The organism is Marinimicrobium sp. C6131 (assembly GCF_026153455.1).
GTDB lineage: Bacteria > Pseudomonadota > Gammaproteobacteria > Pseudomonadales > Cellvibrionaceae > Marinimicrobium.
On sequence record NZ_CP110629.1, the window covers coordinates 1,398,404 to 1,425,229 of the forward strand.

The 26,826-nt window shown below is 60.1% G+C and carries 23 protein-coding genes; 9 read left to right on the forward strand and 14 right to left on the reverse strand.

All coding sequences use genetic code 11. The features are described from left to right. Nucleotides 1-28 precede the first annotated feature (28 nt). Nucleotides 29-2,650 (reverse strand): type I DNA topoisomerase, encoded by a 2,622-nt coding sequence (gene topA, locus OOT55_RS05915; RefSeq protein ID WP_265368204.1) that lies wholly within the window; start codon nt 2,648-2,650, stop codon nt 29-31. 341 nt (nt 2,651-2,991) lie between these two features. Between topA and OOT55_RS05920 the strand changes: the two genes are divergently transcribed. Beyond that, a complete protein-coding gene (locus tag OOT55_RS05920) occupies nt 2,992-3,696 on the forward strand; it encodes a hypothetical protein (RefSeq protein ID WP_265368205.1) in 705 nt (234 codons plus the stop codon). Here OOT55_RS05920 and OOT55_RS05925 read toward each other — a convergent pair. After that, nucleotides 3,656-4,168, reverse strand: a complete 513-nt coding sequence (locus OOT55_RS05925; RefSeq protein WP_265368206.1) for a hypothetical protein — start codon at nt 4,166-4,168, stop codon at nt 3,656-3,658. The two genes, OOT55_RS05920 and OOT55_RS05925, sit on opposite strands and share 41 nt — an antisense overlap. Before the next feature lie 131 nt (nt 4,169-4,299). Here OOT55_RS05925 and OOT55_RS05930 point away from each other — a divergent pair, with 131 nt between their 5' ends. Continuing rightward, a complete protein-coding gene (locus OOT55_RS05930; protein WP_265368207.1) occupies nt 4,300-4,752 on the forward strand; it encodes a universal stress protein in 453 nt (150 codons plus the stop codon). Nucleotides 4,753-4,772: 20 nt separating this feature from the next. Here the strand turns inward: OOT55_RS05930 and OOT55_RS05935 are convergent, their stop codons facing one another. After that, nucleotides 4,773-6,671: an ATP-binding cassette domain-containing protein gene (locus OOT55_RS05935; RefSeq protein ID WP_265368208.1), complete on the reverse strand. Its 1,899-nt coding sequence runs from the start codon at nt 6,669-6,671 to the stop codon at nt 4,773-4,775. A gap of 210 nt (nt 6,672-6,881) precedes the next feature. Here OOT55_RS05935 and OOT55_RS05940 point away from each other — a divergent pair, with 210 nt between their 5' ends. Beyond that, nucleotides 6,882-8,873 carry a transglycosylase SLT domain-containing protein gene (locus OOT55_RS05940; RefSeq protein WP_265368209.1) on the forward strand — a complete coding sequence of 664 codons (1,992 nt, stop codon included), beginning with the start codon at nt 6,882-6,884 and terminating at the stop codon, nt 8,871-8,873. Nucleotides 8,874-8,892: 19 nt separating this feature from the next. On the opposite strand, the gene OOT55_RS05945 is transcribed toward OOT55_RS05940, so the two are convergent. Further along, nucleotides 8,893-9,831: a chemotaxis protein gene (locus OOT55_RS05945; protein WP_265368210.1), complete on the reverse strand. Its 939-nt coding sequence runs from the start codon at nt 9,829-9,831 to the stop codon at nt 8,893-8,895. A 208-nt stretch (nt 9,832-10,039) separates the two neighbouring features. On the opposite strand from OOT55_RS05945, the gene OOT55_RS05950 reads away from it, so the two are divergent. Then, nucleotides 10,040-11,269, forward strand: a complete 1,230-nt coding sequence (locus OOT55_RS05950) for an EAL and HDOD domain-containing protein (RefSeq protein WP_265368211.1) — start codon at nt 10,040-10,042, stop codon at nt 11,267-11,269. An 8-nt stretch (nt 11,270-11,277) separates the two neighbouring features. Here the strand turns inward: OOT55_RS05950 and OOT55_RS05955 are convergent, their stop codons facing one another. The 6 genes from OOT55_RS05955 to OOT55_RS05980 all read right to left on the reverse strand — a co-directional run bounded on the left by OOT55_RS05955 (nt 11,278) and on the right by OOT55_RS05980 (nt 18,122). Next, complete coding sequence (locus tag OOT55_RS05955) at nt 11,278-11,523, reverse strand: glutaredoxin family protein (RefSeq protein WP_265368212.1); 246 nt, start codon at nt 11,521-11,523, stop codon at nt 11,278-11,280. Then, nucleotides 11,524-12,792 carry a DUF5610 domain-containing protein gene (locus OOT55_RS05960; protein WP_265368213.1) on the reverse strand — a complete coding sequence of 423 codons (1,269 nt, stop codon included), beginning with the start codon at nt 12,790-12,792 and terminating at the stop codon, nt 11,524-11,526. A gap of 74 nt (nt 12,793-12,866) precedes the next feature. Further along, on the reverse strand, nt 12,867-13,658 hold the full coding sequence (locus OOT55_RS05965; RefSeq protein ID WP_265368214.1) for an FHA domain-containing protein: 792 nt from the start codon (nt 13,656-13,658) through the stop codon (nt 12,867-12,869). A 108-nt stretch (nt 13,659-13,766) separates the two neighbouring features. Further along, nucleotides 13,767-14,459: a sensor histidine kinase gene (locus tag OOT55_RS05970; RefSeq protein ID WP_265368215.1), complete on the reverse strand. Its 693-nt coding sequence runs from the start codon at nt 14,457-14,459 to the stop codon at nt 13,767-13,769. Between the two features lie 54 nt (nt 14,460-14,513). Further along, a complete protein-coding gene (locus OOT55_RS05975) occupies nt 14,514-16,157 on the reverse strand; it encodes a tetratricopeptide repeat-containing response regulator (protein ID WP_265368216.1) in 1,644 nt (547 codons plus the stop codon). A gap of 177 nt (nt 16,158-16,334) precedes the next feature. Next, on the reverse strand, nt 16,335-18,122 hold the full coding sequence (locus OOT55_RS05980) for a bifunctional diguanylate cyclase/phosphodiesterase (RefSeq protein ID WP_265368217.1): 1,788 nt from the start codon (nt 18,120-18,122) through the stop codon (nt 16,335-16,337). A 113-nt stretch (nt 18,123-18,235) separates the two neighbouring features. Between OOT55_RS05980 and cmoA the strand changes: the two genes are divergently transcribed. Both cmoA and cmoB read left to right on the forward strand, forming a co-directional pair. Then, nucleotides 18,236-18,970, forward strand: a complete 735-nt coding sequence (cmoA, locus tag OOT55_RS05985) for a carboxy-S-adenosyl-L-methionine synthase CmoA (RefSeq protein ID WP_265368218.1) — start codon at nt 18,236-18,238, stop codon at nt 18,968-18,970. Continuing rightward, entirely contained in the window at nt 18,967-19,953 is a 987-nt protein-coding gene (gene cmoB, locus OOT55_RS05990; RefSeq protein ID WP_265368219.1) for a tRNA 5-methoxyuridine(34)/uridine 5-oxyacetic acid(34) synthase CmoB, read from the forward strand. The genes cmoA and cmoB overlap by 4 nt, the downstream gene beginning before the upstream one ends. A gap of 12 nt (nt 19,954-19,965) precedes the next feature. Here cmoB and OOT55_RS05995 read toward each other — a convergent pair whose 3' ends face one another. Beyond that, a complete protein-coding gene (locus OOT55_RS05995; protein ID WP_265368220.1) occupies nt 19,966-20,511 on the reverse strand; it encodes a flavodoxin in 546 nt (181 codons plus the stop codon). 181 nt (nt 20,512-20,692) lie between these two features. Here OOT55_RS05995 and OOT55_RS06000 point away from each other — a divergent pair, with 181 nt between their 5' ends. From OOT55_RS06000 to OOT55_RS06010, 3 genes are all read left to right on the forward strand, one after another. Further along, nucleotides 20,693-21,412: a response regulator transcription factor gene (locus OOT55_RS06000; RefSeq protein WP_265368221.1), complete on the forward strand. Its 720-nt coding sequence runs from the start codon at nt 20,693-20,695 to the stop codon at nt 21,410-21,412. Then, nucleotides 21,409-22,821 carry an ATP-binding protein gene (locus OOT55_RS06005; protein WP_265368222.1) on the forward strand — a complete coding sequence of 471 codons (1,413 nt, stop codon included), beginning with the start codon at nt 21,409-21,411 and terminating at the stop codon, nt 22,819-22,821. The genes OOT55_RS06000 and OOT55_RS06005 overlap by 4 nt, the downstream gene beginning before the upstream one ends. A 267-nt stretch (nt 22,822-23,088) precedes the next feature. Continuing rightward, nucleotides 23,089-24,015, forward strand: a complete 927-nt coding sequence (locus OOT55_RS06010; protein WP_265368223.1) for a GGDEF domain-containing protein — start codon at nt 23,089-23,091, stop codon at nt 24,013-24,015. A gap of 10 nt (nt 24,016-24,025) precedes the next feature. Here the strand turns inward: OOT55_RS06010 and rluB are convergent, their stop codons facing one another. Genes rluB through OOT55_RS06025 form a run of 3 tightly spaced genes read right to left on the reverse strand, consistent with a single transcriptional unit; the run spans nt 24,026 to nt 26,809 of the window. Further along, the gene (rluB, locus tag OOT55_RS06015) at nt 24,026-25,048 is read right to left on the reverse strand and encodes a 23S rRNA pseudouridine(2605) synthase RluB (protein WP_265368224.1); all 1,023 of its coding nucleotides are present in this window, start codon (nt 25,046-25,048) and stop codon (nt 24,026-24,028) included. Next, nucleotides 25,045-25,899: an SMC-Scp complex subunit ScpB gene (scpB, locus tag OOT55_RS06020; protein WP_265368225.1), complete on the reverse strand. Its 855-nt coding sequence runs from the start codon at nt 25,897-25,899 to the stop codon at nt 25,045-25,047. Before scpB ends, rluB begins: the two co-directional genes overlap by 4 nt. Before the next feature lie 40 nt (nt 25,900-25,939). Then, entirely contained in the window at nt 25,940-26,809 is an 870-nt protein-coding gene (locus tag OOT55_RS06025) for a segregation and condensation protein A (RefSeq protein WP_265368226.1), read from the reverse strand. Nucleotides 26,810-26,826 lie beyond the last annotated feature (17 nt).

Genomic DNA, 26,826 nt, shown 5'->3' on the forward strand with positions numbered 1-26,826 from the left:
CAAACCTCAACAACAGCCCAATGGCTGATTACTTGTTGGCAACCCATTTGCCTTTTTCGTAAAAGGCCTTCCATCCCGTCGCCTTGCCCTCGACTTCCGACTGTACATACTGCTCTTTGGTTTTCCGGCTGTAGCGAATCACCGTCTTATTACCATCCGGATCCTCGGTGGGTGCGGAGAACAGAAACGTGTACTTGGGGTCGATCTCCTTTTTATGGGGCAGAATTTCCGCCACCAGAGGGGCTCGGGTTTCCCGGTTTTTGGGGAACTGACTCGCGGCCAGAAAGAGGCCTGAAGCGCCATCTCGCAGTACGTAAGTGTCATCCACCTTCTCGCACTTGAGTTCCGGCATGGGTACCGGGTCCATTTTCGGTGGCGCCGGCTCTCCGCTTTTGAGCAGCTTACGGGTATTTTTGCACTCGCTGTTGGTGCAGCCGAAATACTTGCCGAAACGGCCGGTCTTCAACTGCATCTCGCTGCCACACTTGTCGCACTCAAGCGTCGGTCCTTCATACCCTTTCAGCTTGAAGCTACCCTCTTCCACTTCGTATCCCGGGCAATCCGGGTTGTTGCCGCAGATGTGCAATTTGCGCTTGCTGTCGAGCAGATAACTGTCCATTGCGGTGTTGCACAGCTTACACCGGCGCTTGGTGCGCAGCAGCCGGGACTCGGCCTCTTCATCCGCATCCGCATCGAGCGCCTCGTCGCCGGAGACCAGATTCATGGTGTTTTTACAGCGCTCTTTGGGCGGCAGACTGTAGCCCGAGCAGCCCAGGAACACGCCGGTGCTTCCGGTGCGGATCTGCATTGGCCGACCGCACTGATCGCACTTGATATCGGTATCGGTGGGTGAGTTGGCCCGCATACCGTTTTCACTGCTCTGAGCCTGCTCGAGTTTGCGGGTGAACTCCGCGTAAAATTCATCGAGCAACTGCTGCCAGTTTTTCTCACCCTGGGCAACGTCATCCAGAGAGTCCTCCATGCTGGCCGTGAACCCGTAGTCCATCAGGTCATCGAAACTTTCCACCAGACGCTCGGTGACAATATCCCCCATTTTTTCGGCGTAGAACCGACGGTTCTCCTGCCGCACGTAGCCCCGGTCCTGAATGGTTGAAATGATTGACGCGTAGGTTGACGGCCGACCAATGGCACGCTTTTCAAGCTCCTTGACCAGACTCGCTTCGGTAAAGCGCGCCGGCGGTTTGGTGAAGTGCTGGGAGGGCTCAAGTTTGATCAGCGGCAGAACCTGCCCCACCTTGATATCCGGCAGCACCACATCTTCATCTTTTTTGGCCACCGGAGGCAGTACCTTCAGGAAGCCGTCAAAACGAATGACCCGGCCGCGGGTGCGGAGCTCGAAGTCTTCGGCCTTGACCACGATCGAGGTACTGGTAAATTCCGCCGGGCTCATCTGACAGGCCACGAACTGCTGCCAGATCAGGGTATACAGCCGCTCGGCGTCGCGCTCCATACCACTCAGATGGTTGGGCTTGACCGTCACACTGGACGGACGGATCGCCTCGTGCGCTTCCTGGGCCCCTTCCTTGCTGGAGTAGACCAACGGGCTATCCGGCAGATAGCGCTTGCCGTACTCGTCCTGGATAAAGTCGCGACAGTTGGCCACCGCTTCCTGGCTCAGGTTGGTGGAATCGGTTCGCATGTAGGTGATGTAGCCCGCCTCATACAGACGCTGAGCCATCATCATGGTTTTCTTGACACCAAACCCCAGCCGCGTGCTCGCCGCCTGCTGGAGCGTAGAGGTGATAAAAGGTGCGGGTGGTTTGGACCTGGTGGGCTTGTCCTCGCGGTCGGCCACCTCGTAGCGCGCCCCTTCAAGCGCCTTGACCGCGGCCATGGCCTGGGACTCATTGAGTGGCTTGAAGGCTTTGTCACCCTGCTTCTTGACCTCAAAGCGCACCGCTTCCCCGCCGCCGGCTTTCAGCTGGGCGGCCAGGGTCCAGTACTCCTCGGGCACGAAGGCCCGAATTTCCCGTTCGCGCTCAACCACCAGACGCACCGCGACCGACTGCACCCGTCCGGCAGACAGCCCACGGGCAATCTTTTCCCACAGCAGGGGCGACAACATATAGCCGACCACACGGTCGAGGAAACGGCGCGCCTGTTGGGCATTGACCCGGTCCCGATCGATCCGGCCCGGCTGTTTGAAGGCGTTCTGAATCGCGCTCTTGGTGATCTCGTTGAAAACGACCCGCCGATACTGTTCGGGTTGACCGCCGATCGCTTCCTGCAGGTGCCAGGCGATCGCCTCCCCCTCGCGGTCCAAGTCCGTTGCGAGGTAGATGGTGTCGGCTTTGGCGGCCAACTTACGCAGCTCTTCGACCACCTTTTCCTTGCCCGGCAGAATCTCATAATGGGCTTCCCAGCCGTGCTCGGGATCAATCCCCATCCGTTTGATCAACTGCTCCTTCTGCTTTTTCGCCTTGTACCTGGCCTTCTCGGCCGGCGACAGCTTGCGGGTCTTGGCAGCCTGACGGGCACGCTCTTTGGGATCGACCGGTTTGGAGTTGCCGCTGGTGGGCAGGTCCCGAATGTGGCCGACACTGGACTTGACGATGTAATCGTTGCCCAGATATTTGTTGATCGTTTTGGCCTTGGCCGGGGATTCGACAATAACTAAGGATTTACCCATGCGACTCTTCTTTGTCCGTTCCGAGTGAGAGCGGCTAGCCGGATGGCCAGAGCGCTGCAAAATGCCGGTTGAGGTGCGCATATATAAGTCCTCAACCGGGCTGGGTCAAGTCGCGACTTGACTGAAAGGCCGGTTTAGCCCCGCCCGACTCATTGCTCAGGTGCTCCATCCAGGACGCTGATACCCCCGGGAAAGGCCGCCGCCTCATGCTTCTATCTACTTGATTTACAAGGCTTTGATAAAAATAGATCATAAAGCTTTGTCGGCCCGGGCCGACAACCTGAAAAGCGGGTGTCACCCCGTCTCGAATTATTTCTTTCACTGTGGACCACCGGAGCACCATGGCCAGCCTGTTGCTGCTGACATTACTGCTGCTGTTCTCGCTGCTGATCGTGCACCTGGTGAACCTGCGCGAGGAGCGCTTTCGCCAGATCCGGTCGCGCCAGCGCCGGCTTCGCTGGCGCATTGACGCGCTTGAGGAAGTCCTGGTCGGCATCGAGGAAACGCTGCCCAACCGCGCGATTGCCCGCTGCATCAACCGCGAAATACTGCACCTTCTGGAGCAGATGCTGGAGCTCGAGGAAGGCGACAAAACCCACCTGGAAACCCGGATCGCCCATGTCCGGGAGCGGGCGGACGAGATGTTGCACAACCAGGAACCAAACCATGCCGGTCGGTTGCGGGAGAGCGATGCCGAAATGGCTCGGGCCAAGGAGTGCCTGGATCAGGCCGCCAAGGTCTTGCGCCGACAGGACAATGAAGGGCGACTGGAGGGAGAAACACTCAGCGACTACCTCCTGGAGCTGTCCTGGACGCGACTGATGATTGATGTGGTGACCTATATCGCCGAGGGTCACAAGGCGCTACAACGCGGTGACATCACCACGTCCCAGGCGTACTACAAACGCGCCCAGGGGTTATTGATCGGCTCCGATCACCCCTACCCCCAGCGCATGGCGATGATTCGGGAGCTCGGGGACGTGATTCAGGGTAAGCGCAAGGCCCTCAGCCAGGCGTTGATGCCGGAGACGGACTACAATCCCTGAGTGCCGCCAGAGTCTCCTCCACCACAGCGAACGCCCGGTCCCCTCCCGCTTCCGTCCAATACACTGACCACCCCCCCGGGTCGCCACTGAGCGCTTGCACCGAACGAGGCATTTGCGGCAGGCGATCGCGCAGACAGTGCAGCTCCGCCGGTGTCGCTCTCCCCCTTCCCTGCCAGGCCCAGTAGCCCATCAGGTGGGATTCGTGCTCATAGGGAGTCCGCACCAGCATCCAGTCTTGGACGGGCCCTCCCCCTTTGGCGGCGGGCTGGCGGTAAACCGGCAGTCGCTCCGGTTCGCTGAGATCGGTGGCCTGTCGCGGCAATGCTTCCAGAGTTACCCGCAGGCCCTTTTCGGTCGCGCGCCGACGCACCGCTTCCTGCTGCCGGTCGCGCTCACTGGGCTGGAGCATCATGACCGGCCCCAGCACCATGGCCAGCACACCCAGCAGAATGACGACGATCCAAAGATTCAATGTTCTCCCCTCCGGGTATTATCGGTTCCCCTGATCCCACGCTTTAAAAGTGCTACTATCATTAGAGTCAGCGAGCGAAAAACCGCTCGCGCTTGCGGAGCGTTCGCCAATCACTTACGGGAAGTCAGATTATGGCAATTTACAAACATATTATTGCTGGCCTGGACTTGTCCGAGGAGTCACCTCAGGTTCTGCAGAGGGCCACAGAGCTCGCCCGGGCCTGCCAGGCCACCGTCAGCGTCGCCCATGTCATTGAACCTCTGACGTTCGCTTACGGTGGCGACATGCCCGTCGACCTGTCAGAAGTCCAGGAGCAACTGCAACTGAAAGCCGAGCAGGAGCTGCACCGGCTCACCCAGCATGTCGACTTTCCCATCCAGCAGGAACATGTTCTGGTGGGTCAGCCCGCGACGGAACTGCATTATCTTGCCAACCAGGAGGGAGCCGACCTGATCATCGTGGGCAGCCACGGCCGGAAAGGCTTCGCCCTGTTACTCGGCTCCACCTCCAACAGCGTCCTGCACGGTGCCAGTTGCGACGTGCTTGCCGTCCGGGTGGCGCAAGCCGATACCCGCGAGACCTGATTGATCGTCTGGGGGCGCCTTCAGGCGCCCTGCATGTCTTCCAGCTCGGCCCAGCGCTCAAAGCAACCTTCCAACTCGGCCTCCACATCGGCCAGCGCCTTCAGGTGAGCATCCACCTTGTCCTGAGACTCATTGTAGAACACCGGATCGGCCGCCTGCTGCTGCAGCGTTTCCAACCGGGCTTCAAGCGCTTCGATACGCTCCGGTAACTGGTCAAACTCCCGCTGCAGTTTATAGCTGAGCTTTTTGGGCTTTGCCGCCGTCGCGGCAGGGGCCGGCGACGCGGGTGAGGCCATCTCGGGGGCGGGCTCCGAAGGTACGCTGTCGTCCGTCCAACGTCCACCCTGGCGCAACCAGTCGTCATAGCCACCCACATACTCGCGCACCTGGCCGCGTCCTTCAAACGCGATGACGCTGGTGACGATATTATTGAGGAACGCCCGGTCGTGGCTGACCAGCAACACGGTTCCGTCGTAATCCGTCAACAGGTCCTCGAGCAGCTCAAGCGTCTCCACATCCAGGTCGTTGGTCGGCTCATCCATGACCAGCAGATTGGCCGGCTTGCTGAACAGCTTGGCCAGCAGAACCCGATTCCGCTCGCCCCCGGACAGCGCCCGCAAGGGGGTCCTCGCCCGTTCACCGGTAAACAGGAAATCACTCAGATAGGAAATGATGTGACGGGACTTACCGTTGAGTTCGATGAACTCTCGCCCCTCGGCAATGTTGTCCACCGCGCTCTGATCGAGATTGAGCTGTTCCCGCAACTGGTCGAAATAGGCCACCTGTAACTGGGTTCCCAAACGCACACGACCCCGTTGGGGCTCCAGTTCACCCAGAATCAGCTTCAGCAGTGTGCTCTTGCCCGCGCCATTGGCACCGATCAGGCCGATCCGGTCCCCGCGCATGATCACGGAGGAAAAGTCCGAGACAATCGCTTTGTCCGGGTAGCCGTAGGACACCCGCTCCAGCTCGGCCACCAGCTTTCCGGATCGCTCGCCGGAACTGACCGAGAATGAGGACTTGCCCTGCAGTTCGCGGCGCTCCTTACGAGTATCCCGCATGGCTTTCAGGGCCCGAACCCGCCCCTCATTCCGCGTCCGGCGCGCCTTGATCCCCTGGCGGATCCAGACCTCTTCCTGGGCCAGCTTCTTGTCAAACAGGGCGTTGTGACGGGCCTCTTCCGCCAACGCCTGCTCCCGGTACTCCAGGTACCGGTCGTAAGTGCCGGACCAGGTACGCAGGTGTCCCCGGTCCAGTTCGGCGATATCCGTCGCCAACTTCTGTAGCAGAGACCGGTCGTGTGTGATGAATACCAGCGCACCCGGAAATTGGAGAAGCTGCTGCTCAAGCCATTCAATGGCGGCAATGTCGAGGTGGTTGGTCGGCTCGTCAAGCAACAGCACATCGGGTCCAGACACCAGCGCCTGAGCCAGAGCGACCCGGCGGCGCCAGCCTCCGGACAGACTGGCCATGGCCCAGTCACCCTCAAGCCCCAACCGGGTCAGGGTGGTATCCACCTTCTGTTGGAACTGCCAGCCGTCCTGAGCTTCGATCTGCTGCTGCAGACGCGACAGCTCGTTCATATCACCCTCGCCGCCAGCCTGCGACAGGTGATGGAATTTTTGCAACAATCCACCGACATCCCCCAGCCCCTCGGCCACCAGGTCAAACACGGTCTTGTCATCGGCTTCCGGGAGATCCTGGGCCAGTCGTGCCACTTTGACTTCGGGCCCGACCTGGACAGTCCCGCCATCGAGTTCGACCTCACCGGCCAAGACTTTCATCAGGCTGGACTTACCGGTCCCATTGCGGCCAATAAGACAGAGCCGACGGCCCTTCTCAACGGACAGATCAACCCCGTCCAGCAACACTTGCAGGCCATAACTGAGTTGGGCGTTTTCTAAGCGAATCAATGACATGGGATTACTTTTTGATGTCTTGCACAAAGGAAATAAAAAACCGGTTCTTATCGCGGAACGCCAGTAGCGCAAGCCCTTGGGGCCTGTTATGCTGATTTAACAACCGCGGGACGGAGGGGCATCATACAGCCTTCCTTCACGCCACAGAAGAATAATCCGGTCAATCGGCGAATTACCGGTCAATGTACGAGAAAATGAGGTAGCAACACCATGTGGTCGCTGCGTATTCGATCCCATTTTCCCCGGATTGCCGTCTTTATCGGCATGTCCCTGGCAATACCTGTCGCACTCGCTGATTCTTCCCCGGAGGGTGTCACCTGGCCGGACGCGGCCTCGGAGAGCCAGGACCGCCTGGCCCAGAGACAGATTTTCCTGGATGCCCGGGATGCGCTATCACGACGACAGATGACCCGCTACCGGGCGCTGCTTGAGCAACTGGAGGATTATCCCCTCACCCCGTACCTCACCTACCGGGAACTCACCCGCAACCTGCAAAACGCCTCCCCGGAGGCGGTCAACGCCTTTATTGAGGCTGAGTCCGGGTCCTATCTGGCCCACCAGCTTCAGCGTCAGTGGCTGCATACGCTCGCCCGGCAGAAACGCTGGACGCAGTTCCTGACCGATTACCCCGGCCCTCTTGGAGACACCGAGTTGGCCTGCCATGCCCTCCACGCCCGTCTGACCGGGGATGATTCCGGCGCGCTGGAGGAGGTAGAACCCCTGTGGAATGTGGCTCACTCGCAACCGGACGCCTGCGACCCGGTATTTGACCGCTGGTTGGCTGCGGAACGACTGACCCCCGCCATCGCCTGGGAGCGCCATACCAAAGCCGTCAAGGCGCGCGAGTACGGTCTGGCGAGCTACATTGCACGGCAGATGCCGGCGGCCTGGCAACGCAAGGCCGAACTCATGCGGGAGGTCAACCGCAACCCCCAGGCACTGGCCCAGACGGCGCGTTTTCGCGAGCAGTCCGAAGCCATGCAGGACATCATCAATCACGGGATTCAACGCCTCGCCCGCCGGGACGCCATCCAGGCCCTGGCCCTGTGGCGCGGTTACGACGCCCAGCAACTGTTCTCCGACACTGAACGCCTGGCCACCCAGGAAACCATTGCCCAGCGCCTGATATTCCAGGACCACCGGGAGCAGGCCGACCAACTGCTGGCCACGGTTCCGGCACTCGGCAACACGGAGTTGATCGAATCCGTGATCCGCGACGCACTGGAACAACTGGACTGGGAGCGCGCCTACACCTGGCTCAACCAGCTCCCCGCCGAGGCCCAGGACAGCGAACGGTGGCGCTACTGGCGCGCCCGGATGATAGAGGAGCTGGCACTTGAGAACACGGGTCCCGAACCGAAGGACCTCTACGCGGCCGTTGCCGCCACCCGGAGTTTCTACGGATTCCTCTCCGCGGACAAGTTGGGCTTCGAATATCGGCTCCTCGACCAACCGGCCCCGGTTTCAGAGGCTGTACTGGCCGAAATGGAGCGACACCCGGCCCTGCAACGTGCCTACGAATTGTTGATGATAGGAGACACCGTTGCGGCCAGCCGAGAGTGGTATTACACCGTGCCAGGGCTGGAACACGAACGGATTATGGCCGCCGGCAAATTGGCCCAGCGCTGGGGCTGGCACCGCAAAGGCATTCAGGCAATGATCAGCGCCCGTTTCTGGGACGATCTGCAGATGCGCTTTCCTCTCGCCTATCAGGAACATGTGCAGTCCGCAGCCCGGGAAACCGCCATTCATCCCCACCTGCTGTTCGCCATTGCCCGCCAGGAAAGTGCCTTCATGCCCCACGCCCGCTCACCCGCTGGCGCCATGGGCCTGATGCAGCTGATGCCCGCCACGGCTCAACAGACCGCCCGGCGAGCCGGCGTGCCTTATCGTCGGGTTGATCTGCTCAGCCCCGAAAAGAACATCGCTCTGGGAAGCCGGTATCTGAGTGAATTGCTGACTGAATTCGGCGGCAACCGGATTCTGGCAACAGCGGCGTATAACGCCGGCCCCTACCGGGTAAAGCAGTGGCTACGGGAGAAGAAACACAAACTGCCCTACGATGTCTGGATAGAAACCATACCGTTTCGGGAAACCCGAGGTTACGTGCAGAACGTACTGTCCTACTCGGTGATCTACGGTTACCGGATGGGGGAGAAAAGCCCGTTTATCACCGCCGAGGAGGCGAGCGCGCCTTTCTGATCGCGCGCTCAACGGGGTATCAGAGGTTCAAGTAGGCTTTCAGTCGCGCCTGAACCACGCGAGCCAGCTCGTCCGGCGCAAACTTGGACAGAAAGGCGTCGCAGCCGACTTTCTTCACCATCGCCTGATTGAACCCTCCGCTGAGCGAGGTGTGCATCACGACATGTAGATCGCTGAAATCCGTCGATTGACGGATTTCAGCGGTGAGTCGGTAACCGTCCATTTCCGGCATTTCCGCATCGGTGATCAACATGAGCACCTCATCGGACGCCCGTTTTCCCTGTGCGGCCCACGTCTCCAGCTGTCGCAACGCTTTGAGTCCGTCCTGAACCGCAATGAGCCCCAGCCCCAGTTCGTTCAGCGTCTCCCGCACCTGCGCGACAGCGGTTGCCGAGTCTTCGGCAAGCAGCACCTTCAGACCACGCGCCCGGGCTTCCCGCACCAGAGTCTGATCCAGAGTCTGCTCCGATACCGACGTATTGAGCTCTGCCACTTCGGCCAGAACCCGCTCGACGTCCAGAATCTCCACCAGGCGACCGTCCACACGGGTAATCGACGTCAGGAAGTGGCTGCGACCCGCCCCCTCCGGCGGTGGCAACACCTCTTCCCAGTTGAGATTGACAATACGATCCACGGGCCCGGTCATGAACGCCTGAACCGAACGGTTGTACTCGGTGACGATCAGATTCTGCTCGGCGCCCTGAGGCAACGGTCGGGCACCAATCGACGCGCTCAGGTCCAGCACCGGGATCGTCTGCCCGCGCCACTGGGTCACGCCGCACACCCGGGAGTGGCTGTGCGGCACCCGGCGCAACCGGGGCATTTTGATCACTTCCTGGACCTTGAAGACATTGATCGCGAACAGCTGTGCACTCCCCAACCGGAACAGCAATAGCTCCAGCCGGTTTTCCCCTACCAGACGGGTTCGCTGATCCACGGTACTGAGCAGGTTTGCCATAGTGAAATCCCCGATAGAAGGCGCGGCTGTTATTGTCTGAATGAATGTGCACCGGCGCCCGATACTGGCCAGTTTAGCAGAAATGGCGCAATATTCATCAATCTGATCCGGACGGTCACCCCGACTCCCGCTCCCCGCGATTGTATACAAGGACCGTACCGGGCTAAACTGGCCTACTGGTTCGATTTAAGGATAACGCAGTAGCCCCATGTCTGAGCTCCTACCGCTGCTGGCGCGGCAACCCATTTTCAACCGATCCATGCAGGTCGTCGCGTACGAACTGCTGTGCCGCTCCGGCTCCGGAAACCTGGCCACCTTTTCCAGTGGCGATTCCGCCAGCTCTCAGGTGCTACTGCACACCTTCACCGATCTCTCGCTCGAGAAGGTGGTTGGCAAGCTCAAGGCCTATATCAACTTCACCCGGACCCTCTTGATCACGCCTCCACCTTTTGACCGCCGTCAAATGGTGGTCGAGGTTCTGGAAGACCAGGTAGTCGATCAGGCACTACTGGCCGGATTGACGCAGTTGAGATCCGAGGGTTACACCATCGCCCTGGACGATTTCGTGCTGACCGAACAGACCCGCCCCCTGCTGGACCATGCCGACATCGTCAAACTCGACGTGCTCCAGCTGTCGGAAGCCGAGCTACTGGATCATATCGAACAACTCAAACCTCTGGGCCTCACCCTGCTGGCCGAAAAGGTGGAAACCTACGAGATGCTCGAGCACTGCCGGGCCCTGGGGTTTGACCTGTTTCAGGGGTATTTCCTTGCGCGTCCGAAAATCCTTTCCGGCCACAAGATCTCCGAGAGCAAACAGGCCGTATTGCAACTGCTCGCCGCCCTGCACGACCCCGATGTCTCCATCCTGCGCGTCGAGCAACTGCTCTCTCAGGACCCGGTGCTGAGCTATAAACTGTTGCGCCTGGTCAATTCGGCCGCCTTTGCCCTGCCCCGAACCATTGAGTCTCTGCGCCAGGCCATTACTCTACTCGGCCTGGACATCATCAAGAACTGGGTCAACCTGTTGGCCATGGCAAATCTCGGCAATAAACCCACCGAACTGAGTGTGGCGGCTCTGACCCGCGCCCGCATGTGCGAGGCGCTCGCCAGTGCGATGCACAAGGAGGCCCGTCAGGACGCATTCTTTACCGTGGGATTGCTGTCCACACTGGATGCCTTCATGGATGTGCCTCTCGATGTGCTGCTGGGCAACCTGTCGCTGAGCCCGGAACTGAGTGAGGCCCTGCTGTTGCATCAGGGGCACGAAGGCCGGATCCTGGACATTGTGGAACACTACGAGCGGGGTGCCTGGGAGACGATCGACTGGGGTTACCTGGACAGTGTGGGCATTACACCCAGTCAGTTGTCACAGGCGTATCTGGAAGCGCTTCAGTGGGTCTCGGACACCATGGACCAGATAGGAATGAGCCTCTGACAGGGGGCCTAATCGTCCAACAGCCCGACGACCTCTTTTGAGGTGAAAGGCCACCCCAACTCCGCGCCGGAGTCGGACCGGGCCACCACCGGAATCCGGGTCCCGTAACGGGCCATCAAAGTGTCCGAGTCGGCAATATCCACCTCTTCCAGGCGCCACCCGCTCTGCGTCAACGCAGGCCAAAGCTCATCCTTGGCCCGCTCGCACAGATGACAGCCCAGTGTGGTGTACAGGATCAGAGCCGATTCCGCCAATCAGGCCTCCCGAGGAGCGTCACCGGTTTCGGCGGCATTACGCTGAGCGCGATCAGCGCCCCCCGAGTCCGTCGTCAATGCCTCCAGCATGTCTGCCATGAACGCCCGCAGGCTCTGGGCTTGCCGATTCTCGCTCTGATCCGGGGACACCATGCGCTCAGCGAGCGCCAATACCAGAGGCTCCGGCCGCTCGGCCACCCGGGATGCATCGGCAAGTGCCGACTCCAGCCCCCGCAGAAACTGTCCCAGCGGTGCCAACCGCTCCTGAAGTGCGGGACCTTGTTCCGGCGCACCCGCAGCGCGGCCATAGGTCTCGCTGACCTGCCGGATCGACGATTGACTCAGGCTCAATGAAAAGCCGGCAACCTGCTCACGGTCATAACCCAGCGCCATGGCCGAATCCAGCGCGCCTTCCAGGTCACCGGTGAAAAACTGCTCGGCCAGCCGATCGACACCGCCCAGCAGGGATTCGATGGCAGACCGCTCATCGGCATTCAGGTCCCCTTGCACGGACCAGCTCAGCGACCGGCTGGCAGACGCCGAAAGGGATGAGCCGCCCTCACCCGAACCACTGAGCGACACCCCGGCGCTGCTGTCGGCCTGGATGGTGACCCGATCCCCCTCCGCCGTCATCAGTTCGAAACTGAACCGGGTGGCGCGAGCTTCTCCGTACTCATAGGCATGCGGTTCACCGGAGCGGGAAACCGCCTTGCCATCATCAGAGGGTTCATCCGATGCGCCCCGTTCAAGCTGCTGTTCGAGGATCCGCTGCCGAAGCACATCGATGCCGGTCAGCACCCGATCACGGGTATCGTCAATGTCGGCCTGAATTTCCGGGGAGAAGCTAGCCAGCGCCTCCAACTGCTTCTGCGCCTCGGCGAAGCCCTTTTCAAAGCCGGCCAACCCCGCATCCAGCCGCGCCTGAAGCTGTGCTTCGGTCGCGCCCTCCGCCGCGTCCTTGAGCAGTCGACGCTCAATGAAGCCGAGTATGTTACCGGCGACTTTCTCAGCGCTCAGCGGCTCAAAGCGGTCGAAGGCCCGGGCAGCACCGCCCCGCTTGGACGCCAGTTTTTCATACCCCATGGCCAGGGTCTGCTCGATGGTCTGAAACGCCTTCTGGCGACGTTCCTCCAGACTGGAGGTCTCGGCACCCGGAGAGCGTTCCGAGGCCGTTGCTCTCTGAGAAGCAGCCCCAGCATTGCGCCCGGACTGCTCGGGGAGAAGATTCGCCGGACGACCGGAGGGACTGTGAATTGAGGCAATGGGCATTGTGCACCTCCCGGGAGGCGAGTGAATTTACGATACGCTCTCTGGTTATCGGCCGACGCAGGCGGACCTTTAGATTATTTTTTAACCAGCCACACGACAACCACGGCGGCCAGTAGCCCGAGCAGCACCAATCCTCCGACCCAGCCCCGCTGGCGGGTGGTCCGCTCGGAGCCGGCGGTCGACGCCGTCGGCTGAGACTGAACCGTCTGAGGTTCCGCGGCCGCCTCCCGTCGAGTCGCCCCGTCCACTCTGGGTTTCTGCGCGGGCGCCTTTGGTGAGGGCGCCCTGGTCGGGGCAGTGCTGCGCACGGTGGTTTTCCCGAGATCATCGGAGGGGCCGATGACGCCGAAGCTCAGAGTATCAAAACGCAGCTCATCCCCCCGACGAACCCTTGCTTCAGTCACCCGCTCGCCATTGAGAAAGGTCCCATTGGATGAGCCCAGATCTTTCACGTACAACAGACCGTCCAGAATCTGGAGCTGTGCGTGCCGGCGCGACAGGTGCGCCACGGCCAGATGGATATCACACTCACTGGAGCGCCCCACCACTGTGGTCTCGGCCAGCGGAAATACCCGGGATCCAAGGGCCGCGCTGTTGGGTTTCAGGCTCCACTCGGTGAGCGCAGTCTGCGGTTGCCCGACATCCTTTTTCGGATCAATGATTTCCAGCTCCAGATCTCCCAGGGTTATCCGATCACCCTCCTGAAGCCGGCACCGGTCTTCAATGGTTTTGCCGTTCACCTGCAACCGGTGCTCTGGTGCACGGTTTTTGAGGATGAGGCGGTCGGCACGGACACCGATCACAAACTGCAGACTGGCCACGGCGGCGTGATCCAGTATCAGGTCGTTGGAGGCAGAGCGCCCCACTTTGACTCCCGGTTCTACCAGCCACACTGACTGGTGTTTATTATGTCGGGCTCGAAGTTTCAGCATAATTATTATGGGTTGCCTGTTAAGGGTTTCAGTGCCCGGCCATCACGGCAGGGTCAAGGTAAGAATGCCACCGCCGAGTGGGCCGTGATTCGCCAATTCAAGACTGCCACGGGTGCCGCGCGCGCGATGCAACTGCACGATTCGGGAGGCAAACAACAACCCCAGATTCGTGCTGCCACTGGAAAATGACACTCCCGCGTTCATTTCCAGAGGGGCATCCAGCATCGACTGGGGATAACCCTGCCCGTCATCAGCAATTCGGATATCCAGCCCCCGGTCCGTCACCTCGGCGCTGATCATCAATTGTGAGCGCGAGTAACGGGCACAATTTACCAGAATATTGTTGATCACGCCGCCAAGCAACTCGCTGTCAAAGTACCATTTGAGATCCGGATCACAGTTTACCGTCACCTCCAGATCCCGTGCCTGAAACAGCACGTCATTCCGGTCAACCTGGTCCTCCAGCAGATCCATCACATGGTGCTCATCAATCTGAACCCGCAACGATTCGTGCTGCATGCGGTAAAGTGTCAACAACTGGACCAGTTCGCTGTTGATTCTGGACGCCTCATAACCAAGCACTGAAAAGGTTTTTCGCTGAGCATCATTCTCGGGAGGGCTGTCCGCCAGCATGGACTCCAGGGTGTGCAACAGCATTCCCAGCGAGTTTTTCATGTCGTGAACGCTGGACGCCAATACAAAGCTGAAATCCAGGCCGCTGTCTTGTTCGTCCATTGTGCTCCCCTTATGGGTATTCAGGGTATGATTCACCGATGATACTCCCCGCTATCAACTACTGGTTTTGGCTTTGTGTTCAGCTTGTCGATACAGATCCTGAAGCTGCCTAAAGCGACGGAATTGCTCGTGGCTGGGCAGAATGGTGTCCGTCACAAACTGGAGGGTCGCATCCACCTTGGCGAGGTCGGTTCCATTGGCATCTTCGCGGTCTATTTTGTCCAGCAACGCCTGGGCGAGATTCAGACGCACCCCGATGTGCCGGGGAAATTTGCGCAACGCCTCATCGAAACAATCGATCGCCTCGCGGTACTGCTGCTGCTCATAGAAGCTGATGCCCCGTTGATTGATCTCGGCCACCAGTTGACGGTTCTTATGGCTGACCGGCTCCTCGAGCAGCCGGTCAATTTTTTCCAGATCGCGCTCCTGCCCCGCATGCAGTGACGTCAACTCCTGAAGCAGCTCACTGGCCTCTGTAGTCCGGCCTGTAGCGCGATAGGTCTTGGCCAGTTCCAGCGACGCGTCCAGATCGAGAACCAGGCCTTCCTCGGCCAGCAGGGTCTGTGTCTGTTCAAGCAATTGCTCAGACAGTCTCTTGTCCCCCTGCCCCGCGGCAATCTGGGCCTCGATCAACAGTGCTTCCGCCTTCCGGTCCGTCTGTTTGCCAAACCGCTGTTCGTAATCACTCAGGGTTTTCAGCGCGTCTCTGGCATGATGTTTGGCCAGCGTCTTGTCTTCGGCAAACAGCGTCGCTGTCGCGCGGGCAAAGTCCAGATGAACCTCGGCCCGGTCATACACCGAGTTCTCACCCAGACGGACCGCCTTGCGATACGCCGTTGCCGCCGTGGCCACATCGTGGTTCTCCATCGCCGTTTCGGCCAGCGCCTGCTGTCGCCGGATGGCCAGCGGAGAGACCTCGACAGCGTGCTCCAGCACTTTCTGCAGACGGTCCCGGGCACCCTGCTCGCGGCATATCCGAGCCTGGAGGTCATACGCCTTCATGAACAACGGATGCTCCTGGATGGTTTCCTCCAACCACTGTTGCGCCCCCAGTAAATCCCCGCGAGCACGTTTGACCTCGGCCATGCCGACCATCGCCCAGTCCAGAGAGCGATGCTCAAGCACCTCGCGATAGAGCGCCTCGGCGGCGTCGATATCCTCCATTTCGAGGTACAGTTGGCCGAGCATTTTCTGGCAGTGGGCCGCAAACCGCCCATCGGAGGCCACTTCCTTGCGACACAACTGAATGGCAACGTCAAACTGTTTGCCGTTGATCGCCCGGTAGATGGGCGTCAGTTTGTCGCGCCGGGCCATCAGACGATCCAGCCGCCGCTGCAAGGATCGGGTGGTAATCGGTTTGGCCAGGTATTCGTCCGGCTCCGAATCGTAAGCCGCCATGACCATGCTGCGGCTGGATTCCGCTGAAATCAGGATAAAGACGGCGGTCGGCTCAAGAATTTTGTGGTGCCGCAAGTCCTCGAGAACCTGTTGCCCCGTCTTGCCTCTCCCCAGATTATGATCACACAGGATCAGGTCATACATTTTTGCCTTGCACAGGCGCAACGCTTCGGCGCCGTTGCTCGCGGTATCAATCGCATTCACGCCCATTTCCTGAAGCATTTTACTGACGGTCATGCGAAAGCTGTCAAAGTCGTCCACAATCAGCGCGTGCAGATTTTTGTAGCCCGCATAGGCCATAGGGAGTCTCCGGAACCAAGTCATACAGGGCAATCAATGCCTGTCCACAGAATAGCGTATTTGTTGGGGAGGGAACAGAAAATCAAGAAAATTCAAAGGCCTGCGCAGACCCCTTGAGGCCTTGCCCCGGGGCGTCAGTGTGGATGGTCCCGCTCTGTCAGTGGCCGGCTCCAGCCACTAACCGGGTTGTTGGCGGCGGGACTCAAACAGTGAATTGCCGCCCTGGGCTTTGGCACTGTGCTTTGCCTCAGCCAGCAATTGAGCCACCTGATGGTGGGTTTTGCAACGGGTCGGATCCGGCGTCACACAGCCGATAGACAGGGTGAGAGGGCCGAAACGTCGCCGCCGGCCGGTGCGATCCTGGCTCCAGTAGTCTTCCAGCCCCGACGGCATCAGGTTCGACGCGTCCTCGAGAAACTGGGCCAGAATACGATGGCACCGCTCTCGCCAGTCATCGCTGCGGAATACCACCACAAAATCATCTCCCCCGACATGCCCGACAAAATCCTGATACTCGTCGGTCTGCTTCACCAGGACGTTCCCCAGCATCAGAATCACGTCATCTCCCAGACCATAACCAAAGGCGTCGTTGAACGGCTTGAACTGATTGATATCGCAATAGGCAACCGTAAAGGGCCGGGCATCAAGGAGCAACTGGTCTATCCATTCATACAGAGGGACGTTTCCAGGAAGCTGTGTCAGGGGGTTACTGTGTCGCGCCAGACGCATCTTCTCCTCGGTAATGCAGCGCAACAGCCGCCCCACTCGGACCACACCGGCGTACCGCCCCTCCCGTTCAACCAACAGGTCCACGCTCAGATTCTGCAGAGGGTCCTCGGTGGCCATCTGTCCGGCCACTTTCAACTCGCACTCGACATCGACCCGGATCGTACGCTTGCAGATGAAGGTGGCAATAGGCTTGCCGGCGTGCAACTCATAGGAATAACGATGAGAGAATATATTGAGAAGCTCGCTGCGGCTGACCATCCCCAACGGACGGCCATCCTCCACCACGGGCAGGCAGGTCAGTTGCTGATCCGCCCGAAATCGCTCGACCACCGACAGTGTCGACACCGTCGGTTCGACTGACTCGGCGTGCTGAACGATATCGCCCACCCGCTGGCGAAAAGTGAAGGTCTCGTGCAGCCTTGGACGAAAACCCACCAGCCGCTCCAGCCCTTCGAGATGCGTGGGCGGATAACGGCAGGGCCGAAGCAGCAGGAAGCCCTGAACATACTCAACCCCCAGAGCCGCAAGGGTGCGCAGCTCTTCTTCGCGCTCAATCCCCTCGGCAATCACCCGATTTCCGAGCCGGTGTGCGATATCCAGCATGGCCCGCACAAATTCCCGCTTGACCGGATCGGCGTCTATGCCGCTGATGAAGTGCCGATCAATTTTGACGTAGTCTGGGTTCAGCTCACTCCAGACCCTGAGTCCGGCATAGCCCGCTCCCAGGTCATCCAGAGCGACCGCAAAGCCCTGATGACGGAAGTGATCCGTGGCCGCCCGGAGCGAGACAAATTCATCCAGCGGCTGACGCTCGGTCAGCTCAAAAACCACCCGCTCTGGATCAAGGCCGACCCGGGTCAGAATCTCCCGGGTGACCCCTTCCCGATAGTGACGGTCCGTAAAGCTCAGCGGCGACATGTTGAGGAACAGCTTGCCGGGTAGCGACTGCGCCACAAAGGCCTCGCAGGCCACTTCCCGGCAGGCGTACTCCAGGGCCGCCAGTTGCTGACTGCACCGGGCCGCGTCAAACAGCTGCGCCGGACTGTGCAGATCACTGGCCTCCGGGCCCCGGATCAGGGCCTCGTAGCCGATGATCCGACCGCCATCAAGCGCAATAATGGGCTGAAACAACGGCGTGAGCTGTTTCCCGTCCATAAGGCGCTGAAGTGCCTCCGAAGGACCGGATGGGGAGGAAAGGTGGCGGTTGGCCAGCTGAGGGGACACGTTGGCAGACATTTCTGCATGGTGAAACACCGATGTGACAATTCCGTGACAGCCCGCCCCTGCCAATTCGGAGCCGCAATGGGTACAATTCGCGCCTGAACTCGCCCAATACCCTGGAAGTACCCATGCCCGACCATCGTCCCGATCAACTCTACGCCGACCCGCTCGCCGAGGTCAGTCGATTTGCCTTTGATCAGAAGGTCGTGGATGTCTTCCCGGACATGATCAAGCGGTCGGTCCCGGGCTACGCCACCATCATCAACATGATCGGAGATCTCGCCGAACGCTATGCGACCTCCAACAGTCACTGTTACGATCTTGGCTGTTCACTGGGCGCCGCCACCCTGGCCATGCGACACCGGATCCGGGCCAGCAACTGCCGGATCCTGGCGATCGATAACTCACCCGCCATGATTGAGCGGTGCCGCCAGGTGCTCGCCGCCGACACCGCAGAACCACCGGTAGATCTGCTCTGTAATGACCTGCAGACGGTTGAGGTGACCCGTGCTTCCATGGTCGTACTGAACTTCACCCTGCAATTCATCCCTCCCGCCGAACGCCAGGCGGTACTCAACCGGATCGCCGAGGGCCTTCAGCCCGGAGGAATTCTGATCCTGTCCGAAAAGGTCGCGTTCAATGACCCCATGCACAACGAGTTGATGATTGAGCTGCATCACAACTTCAAACGAGCCAACGGCTACAGCGACCTGGAAATTGCGCAGAAACGCAGCGCATTGGAGGAGGTCCTGATTCCCGAAACGCTCGAGACCCATCGCGACCGCCTCCGCCAGGCCGGCTTTACCAGTGTGGATGTCTGGTTCCAGTGTTTTAACTTTGCCTCAATGATTGCCATCAAATGATTGCGTATTACCACCACTTACTGGAAGCACTGAGCGCCGACCCGGCGCTGTCTCATTGGGCGGAACTACTGCCGGACCAGATCGCCCGTGGACTGGATCCGCGCCGCTATGGCGATTTGCCCCAATGGCTCCGGGCACTCGACCAACTGCCGGATATCCCGGCACACACCGTGGAGCTCAACCGCGAGGTTCGAATTGAGAACGATAACTCGCTGGGTGCCGACACCCGTCAGCAATTACAGACCGCTCTGGAGGCTCTGATTCCCTGGCGCAAAGGCCCCTATCACCTCCACGGCATTCACCTGGATACCGAGTGGCGCTCTGACTGGAAGTGGGATCGGGTCAGCCCGCACCTGGCCGACCTGACCCATCGACGGGTGCTGGATGTGGGTTGCGGAAATGGCTATCACTGCTGGCGGATGCTCGGTGCCGGCGCCGCACGGGTCATCGGCATTGACCCATCGCCCCGCTTCGTTGTCCAGTTTCTCGCCATCAAGCGGCTGATGGGTGGTGACCCACCGGTGGATGTTTTACCGGTGGGTATTGAAGCCCTGCCCCCGAAGCTGGAGGTGTTCGATACCGTGTTTTCGATGGGGGTGCTCTACCACCGACGCTCGCCCATGGATCACCTGCGAGAACTGAAAGAAGCCCTGCGCCCAGGCGGTCAGTTGGTCCTGGAGACACTGGTCATCGAAGGGGGCCCGGGCGAAGTACTGGTGCCCGAAGGTCGCTACGCGAAAATGAATAACGTGTGGTTCCTGCCCAGCGGACCCAGCCTGCTGAGCTGGCTGCGCAAAGCGGGCTTTCAGAACCCACGAATGGTCGACTTCTGCCCGACCACCACCGACGAGCAGCGCTCGACCCATTGGATGAGATTCCACTCCCTGCCGGAGTTTCTCCACCCGGAGGACCCGACGCTCACCGCCGAAGGGCACCCCGCCCCGATTCGGGCGGTGTTTGTTGCCGAGAATACAGGGAGTTGAGCGACCGGCGGATCAGTCGTCGCTCAAAGGGGTAAGCGGCGTGGATAGTCCAAACGCCTGATGAATCTGTTCACACCAGAGATTCAGGCGGCTGAGGGTCAGCTCCTCCTGCTGATCCTCATCCAGGGCCAGGCCGACAAACAGCCCCTCGCCGGGAATTTCGGCCTTGGACGCCTCAAAATCGTAGCCTTCGGTGGGCCAGTGCCCCACGATCGTCGCCCCACCTGCGACCACGACATCGTGCAACATGCCCATGGCATCGAGGAAATAGTCACCGTACCCGAACTGATCGCCCAGACCAAACAGCGCAATGGTTTTACCGCTGAAGTCCACTTCGGACACATCATCCCAGAACTCTTCCCAGTCCGACTGGATCTGCCCGAAATCCCAGGTAGGGATACCGAGAATCATCTGGTTGTAGTCCGCCAGATCCAACTGGGTTACCTCGGCAATATCGTGCACGGCAACCACCGCTTCCCCCAGACACTGCTGGATCAGGTACGCTACCCGCTCGGTGTTGCCCTCATCGCTGCCGAAAAACAAGCCTATCTGCGCCACATGTACCTCTGTTGGAATCGCTCCGGATGGACGGGGATTCTCCCAATTCTGGCCGGCGCAGGCAAGTACGGGCCGCATGTTAAAAAAGGTTAAACTGTGCCCCATGCCATGACAGACGGTAGAGGCTGATGCACACTAGTGGTCCATGCGGCATTCAAACGAGGCAAGAACCGACACTACCATGGTGAAACTGCTACTGATCGACGATGACCAGGAACTCTGCCAGTTGCTCAATGAATACCTGACGGCCGAGGGGTTTGAGGTGGACGTTGCCCACGACGGCGAGCAGGCGCTGGAGCAGGTGAACCGCGGCCATTACGCCGCGATCATCCTGGATGTGATGCTGCCCAAGCGCAGCGGCTTTGACGTTCTCAAAGCCGTGCGCCAGAAGTACACCACGCCGGTACTCATGCTCACCGCAAAAGGAGACACCATTGATCGTGTGGTGGGACTGGAAATTGGTGCCGACGACTACCTGCCCAAACCCTGTGATCCCCGGGAGTTGGTCGCCCGCCTTCGGGCCGTGTTGCGCCGGGCCGGCAGTGCCGTACAGTCACCGGGCGGCGCGGAAACCCTGCAGGTAGAGGCTCTGCGCCTGCATCTGGGCAGCCGCAGCGCTTACTGGCAGGAGCAGGATGTCCCCCTGACCGGCACCGAATTCAGTGTGCTGGAATTACTGGTTCGCCAGGCCGGTCAGGTCATCAGCAAAGATGAGCTCACCGAGCAGGCCCTGAACCGCAAGCTGACCCCCTATGACCGCAGTATCGATGTGCACGTCAGCAACATCCGGAAAAAGCTGACCAGTGCCGGAGCCCGCCGGGAGATGATCATCAACGTGCGCGGCGCCGGTTACATGCTCACCCTGAACGATACCTCCGAGGGTGGCCTCGCCTCCGCATGACACGACTCTATCTGAAAGTTTTTTTCACCTTCTGGCTGATCACCGCCTTGATCATTGTGGCCACCAATGTCCTGGTGCACTGGTTTGATCTGGCGCCCGATACCAAGCTGCATAAAGCCAGCTACGACAAGGACTATGCCCCGGCCCGCCGCCTGCTGTTCCAGATGGTCGGCTCGGCCATCAATCGCAATACCGAGGAACTGATCCAGGATATGAGGGCCATGCCCGGCTGGTCGACCCAGTACTTTTACATTGTCGACGAGCAAGGGGAAGACCTGCTGGATCGGCCGGTACCCGAGGGCGTCCAGGCCCTGATCCCCGAGCTGACCAGTATCAAGCCCTACGGCCGACACATTGAGGGCCACCAGAAAATCTATGGCCGCTATCTGTCACTGAACGATGGCCGAAAGATCAAGGTGATCACGGTATCCTCGACCCACGACGATCCCTCCGAAGCGGATATCATGTGGCAGCTGTTCATCAGCAATATCTGGCCGCTACTGCTGGTATCCATTCTGATCTGCGGGGTGGCCTGCTACTTCCTCGCCCGGCATTTTTCCCGCAGCGTCGCCACTCTGCAGAAAGCCACCAAACAGATCGCCAACGGCGATCTGAGCGTGCGTGTCAGTTCTCATTTCGCGGGGCGTCGGGATGAAATCGCGAGTCTGGGTCGAGACTTTGATCACATGACCGAGCGGCTCGAAAAGGCCATGCTGGAGCAGAAACGCCTGATCAAAGACGTATCCCACGAGCTTCGCTCCCCCCTGGCCCGCCTGCAGGTCGCGCTGGGCATTGCTCAGCAACGCAGCAATGGTAGCGTCGACAAGGAGCTGGATCGGATCAAGAAGGCGGCCGACTACCTGGGTGATGTCATCTCCGACATTCTGGCGCTGCCCGTGCACGACAACGGCGGCTGGGAGTTGGACGACACACTGGATCTACGCGCCCTACTGGAAACCCTGATGGAAAACTATGGGGCCGAAGCACGCCGCAAGGGGGTGACTCTGGTGCTGGATTCGGAGCTGGACGAGGCCCTGGTACCCACCCACGGGAACATGCTGGTCGGCGTATTTGAGAACGTCCTGCGCAACGCCCTGCATTACACGGATCCGGCCACGACTGTCCGCCTGTCGCTCTCCGCCGACACGACCCACAAACCCGACGATCCATACTATTGTGTGCGGGTCTGCGATCAGGGGCCCGGGGTGCCGGCGGAAAGCCTGTCCGATATTTTCCAGCCGTTCTACCGGACAGACGAAGACCGGAATCGGGAGAGCGGCGGTTATGGACTGGGGTTAGCCATTGCCCAGCGCAGCGTCGCCTTGCACCAGGGCACCATTGATGCGGAAAACCAGCCACAGGGCGGCCTGTGCGTCCGCGTTTGCCTGCCCGCCGTCAGGGAGGGCTGAATACGGGCAGGTCGCCTCCGCTGCACCGGCAAGACTTATCCGCCCAGCGGCAAGCCTTGTCAAGATTCCGTCGGCACACCGCTCTACAGAAATTCATGCGCCAAACACCGACACTGAATCACCCGGTTTCTCCCAATAAAAACAACAGGTTATAGAACCTCATTCGATACTGGCACAAAACTCGCTAAAGAACACATCAAGGGTAACCCCCGGTATCCGGCACTACGCCGCGATAAATGTGACCCTCCAGATAAAGCGAACCTGTTCATGCCAGATGATGCCCGACCGCTACACCGCCATCAGCCCGGTGCTCCGCCGAGCGATTCGGCGGGACAGCGTCTGCAGTTGCTGCAACGCCTGCAGACCACTCAAGAGCCCGCCACCATGGTGACCCACTTTTTTCAGTGTGTGGCCCCTCTGCTTAGCCTCAAAGGGTTGCGTTATGAGGCGCCCATACCGGGCGGTATTCTTGAATTGGGTAGCCTCGGACGTCATCAGTGTGATTACGCGCTACACGGCGCCGACCAACCGCTGGGATCAGTCCTGTTTTATCGAGACCGCCGTTTCTCCGAAGTGGAGTTGGAGCGACTCGAACAGTGGCTGAGCCTGCTTGTGGTGCCGCTGCGTAACGCCCTGAGTTATCAGAATGCACTGCGTCTGGCATCGGTAGACAGCCTGACCGGCCTGGGCAACCGTGCCGCTCTGGATTCAGCGCTGCACCGGGAACTGCGTCTGGCGGAGCGCCACGGCCACGACTTTTCCCTGTTGTTGATTGATGTGGACCATTTCAAGCAGATCAATGATCGCTGGGGACACAGTCGAGGTGACCGGATACTCAAAGAGGTGGGGAAAGCGATCGGCCACGCCTGCCGGGACACCGACCTGGTGTATCGCTACGGCGGTGAAGAATTTGTCGTGCTACTCAGTGGCACCGACAGCAGCGGCGCCCGGGTGATCGCGGAGCGACTTCGTCAGGTCGTCCAGAACTGGATGACTGACGCGGAACATCTGTCAGTCACGGTCAGTATCGGAGTGAGCTACCGCAATCCGGAAGGTGAGACATCCATTCACAGTCTATTTGACCGGGCAGACCAGGCACTCTACCGGGCGAAAGCCCAGGGCCGCAACCGGGTGGCCATGGAGTTGGGCTGCGACACGGGTGAGGGCCCCCGCGTTCAGGCGCGGCTCAGTTGAGCCGTTGCACTCAACCGTCCTTGGGCGCGCGGGGCTTTTTCTGTTTGGCGGTGGGAGACCGCTTGCCGACGCCGGCCCGCAAACGCTTTTCCTGCCGTTCCAGGCGTTTTCGTTCGTCAGGCGTCAAACGACTCACTTTGGGCCTTTCAATGCCCGCCGTCAGCAGAAGATCCCGGATCTCTTTGTCGTTGAGCTCGATCCACTGCCCCACTCTGACATGGGAGGGAATAAAAATGTTTCCGTAGCGCACCCGTTTCAGACGGCTGACCTTCACCCCCTGAGACTCCCACAGCCGGCGAACTTCACGATTGCGCCCTTCCATCACCACGCAATAAAACCAGCGGTTGCGTCCCTCTCCGGCGCCCTCGACAATATCGGTGAACCGTGCCACACCGTCGTCCAGCAGGACGCCCTCCACCAACTGGCGTTTCATCTCATCATCCACGGCGCCCTGAATCCGCACCAGATACTCCCGATCGATCACTGAGGACGGATGCATCAACTTGTTGGCCAGCTCTCCATCGTTGGTGAACAACAGCAGTCCGCTGGTGTTGTAGTCCAGACGCCCCACCGAGATCCAGCGCTCGCCCTGCAGAGCGGGCAGATTTTCAAAAACCGTGCGCCGCCCTTCCGGGTCCTGACGTGAGCAGATTTCACCTTCGGGCTTGTTATACAGAATCACCCGTTGACGGGACACCTGGGTGCGCACCTGAACCCGCTCGCCCTTGAAAAAGATGGCGTCGTCGGGCGTCACCCGATCCCCCAGATGCGCCAGGCGATCGTTGACTTTTACCAGGCCGGCCTCAATGGCGCGCTCCATTTCCCGGCGGGAACCAAGCCCGGATCGGGCCAACACTTTCTGCAGCTTTTCATCCGCCGGCGCCTCAACCACCGGCTTTTTATCCCTGGTAGCGGTGGCTGGCTTGCCTTTTGCCGCCTTCGGCGACGCACCGCGACCGGTTTTGCCGGCGGCTGTTGGCTTGTGGGTGTTGCTCGACGGCCCAAAGGGGCCCGGTCGTTTCGATTTACTCATAGGGACGATTGGTCTGCCTCGGGGTTCTGACGCGGCTCGGCGTCTGTGTCTTGCGTTTCGTCACGTTCAAACAGCGAACCTTCATAGTGTTCCGTTTCGACGGGTTCGCTCTGCTGGTCTCGAGGTGACTCTGCTTGAGCCTCCCCCTCAACGTCATCCTCCGGCGCCGCATCCGGTTCCTGCGCCGGCGCTGGGGTTGCCTGCTCCGGCTCGTCACCCGACGCCCCGGTTTCTTCCGTCTGGGCTTCACCGGTCTCGTCATCCGCGGCATCGTCCCCGCCGTCATCCGTGTCGAGATCCAGTGCCGCATTGATGTCGTTGAGATCGCGTATTTCACCCAGACTGGGCAACTCATCCAGGCTTTTCAGGTTGAAATAGTCCAGAAACTGGCGGGTGGTGGCGTAGAGCGACGGACGACCGGGCACATCCCGGTGACCGACGACCTTGATCCACTCCCGTTCGGTCAGCGTCTTGATGATGTGGGAGCTGACCGCAACCCCCCGAATTTCTTCAATATCGCCGCGGGTGATGGGCTGGCGATAGGCCACCAACGCCAGGGTCTCCAGCAGCGCCCGGGAGTACTTCTGGGGTTTTTCTTCCCACAGTCGGTTGATCCAGGGCGCCACCTCGGTCCGCACCTGGAAGCGCCAGCCAGAGCCGACCTCCTTCAGCTCGAAACCCCGGCCTTCACAGTCCGCCGCAATGGCCTCCAGAGCCGATTTCAGGTCGTCGGTTTCCGGCTCTTCGCCCTCTTCAAACAGGGCCTTGAGTCGATTGAGGTTCAAAGGCTGGCCTGCGGCCAGCAGAGCCCCTTCGATAATAGTACGCAGCTGGGTCGATTCCATGGTCATGCTTGGTTCACACTGATTGATCGGGAGTACCCGGGCATGGCTACTGCACCCGGGCCTTTACGTGAATGGGGCCAAACGGCTCGCTCTGGACTATCTCCACCAGGGATTCCTTGATCAGTTCCATGACCGCCAGAAAGGTCACCACAACGCCGAGACGACCTTCCTCCACGCGGAACAGGGCAACAAAGGGCATAAACTGATTGTGGGCCAACCGGTCCAGCACCTGGGCCATCCGCTCGCGAGTGGACAGCTTTTCCTTTTCCACATGGTGACTTTCAAACATGTCGGCCCGGCGCAACACCTCAGATAGAGCCAGGAGAATCTCCTTGAGCTCAACATCCGGGTCGGGGCGAGTCAGATTGCGGTCCGGTGCCTCCGCGCTGGCCTGGAATACCTCGCGCCCCACGCGGGGCAGTTCATCCAGATCCTCGGCCGCCTCCTTGAAGCGCTCGTACTCCTGGAGGCGACGAATCAACGCGGCCCGGGGATCCTCTTCGTCCTCTTCTTCCTCGCTGGAACGAGGCAGCAGCATCCGCGACTTGATCTCCGCGAGCATGGCCGCCATCACCAGATACTCGGCCGCCAATTCAAAGTGCGCCGCGTCCATCAACTCCACATAGGCCATGTATTGGCGGGTGATTTCGGACACATCGACATCCAGAATGTCCAGATTCTGTCGCCGGATCAGGTACAGCAACAGATCCAGCGGGCCCTCGAATGCCTCTAGGAACACTTCCAGCGCGTCCGGCGGAATGTACAGATCCTTTGGCAGCTCGGTGTACGCCTTGCCCTGAACAATCGCAAAGGGCATTTCCCCTTGGCTGGGGCGATGCGTCAACTCAGCCGCCGGCTGTTCTGCCGGGTCGTCGCGCTCGGCTGTTTCGGCCGTATTGTCTGCGGATGAACTCATTCACTCTCTCGCCCCGA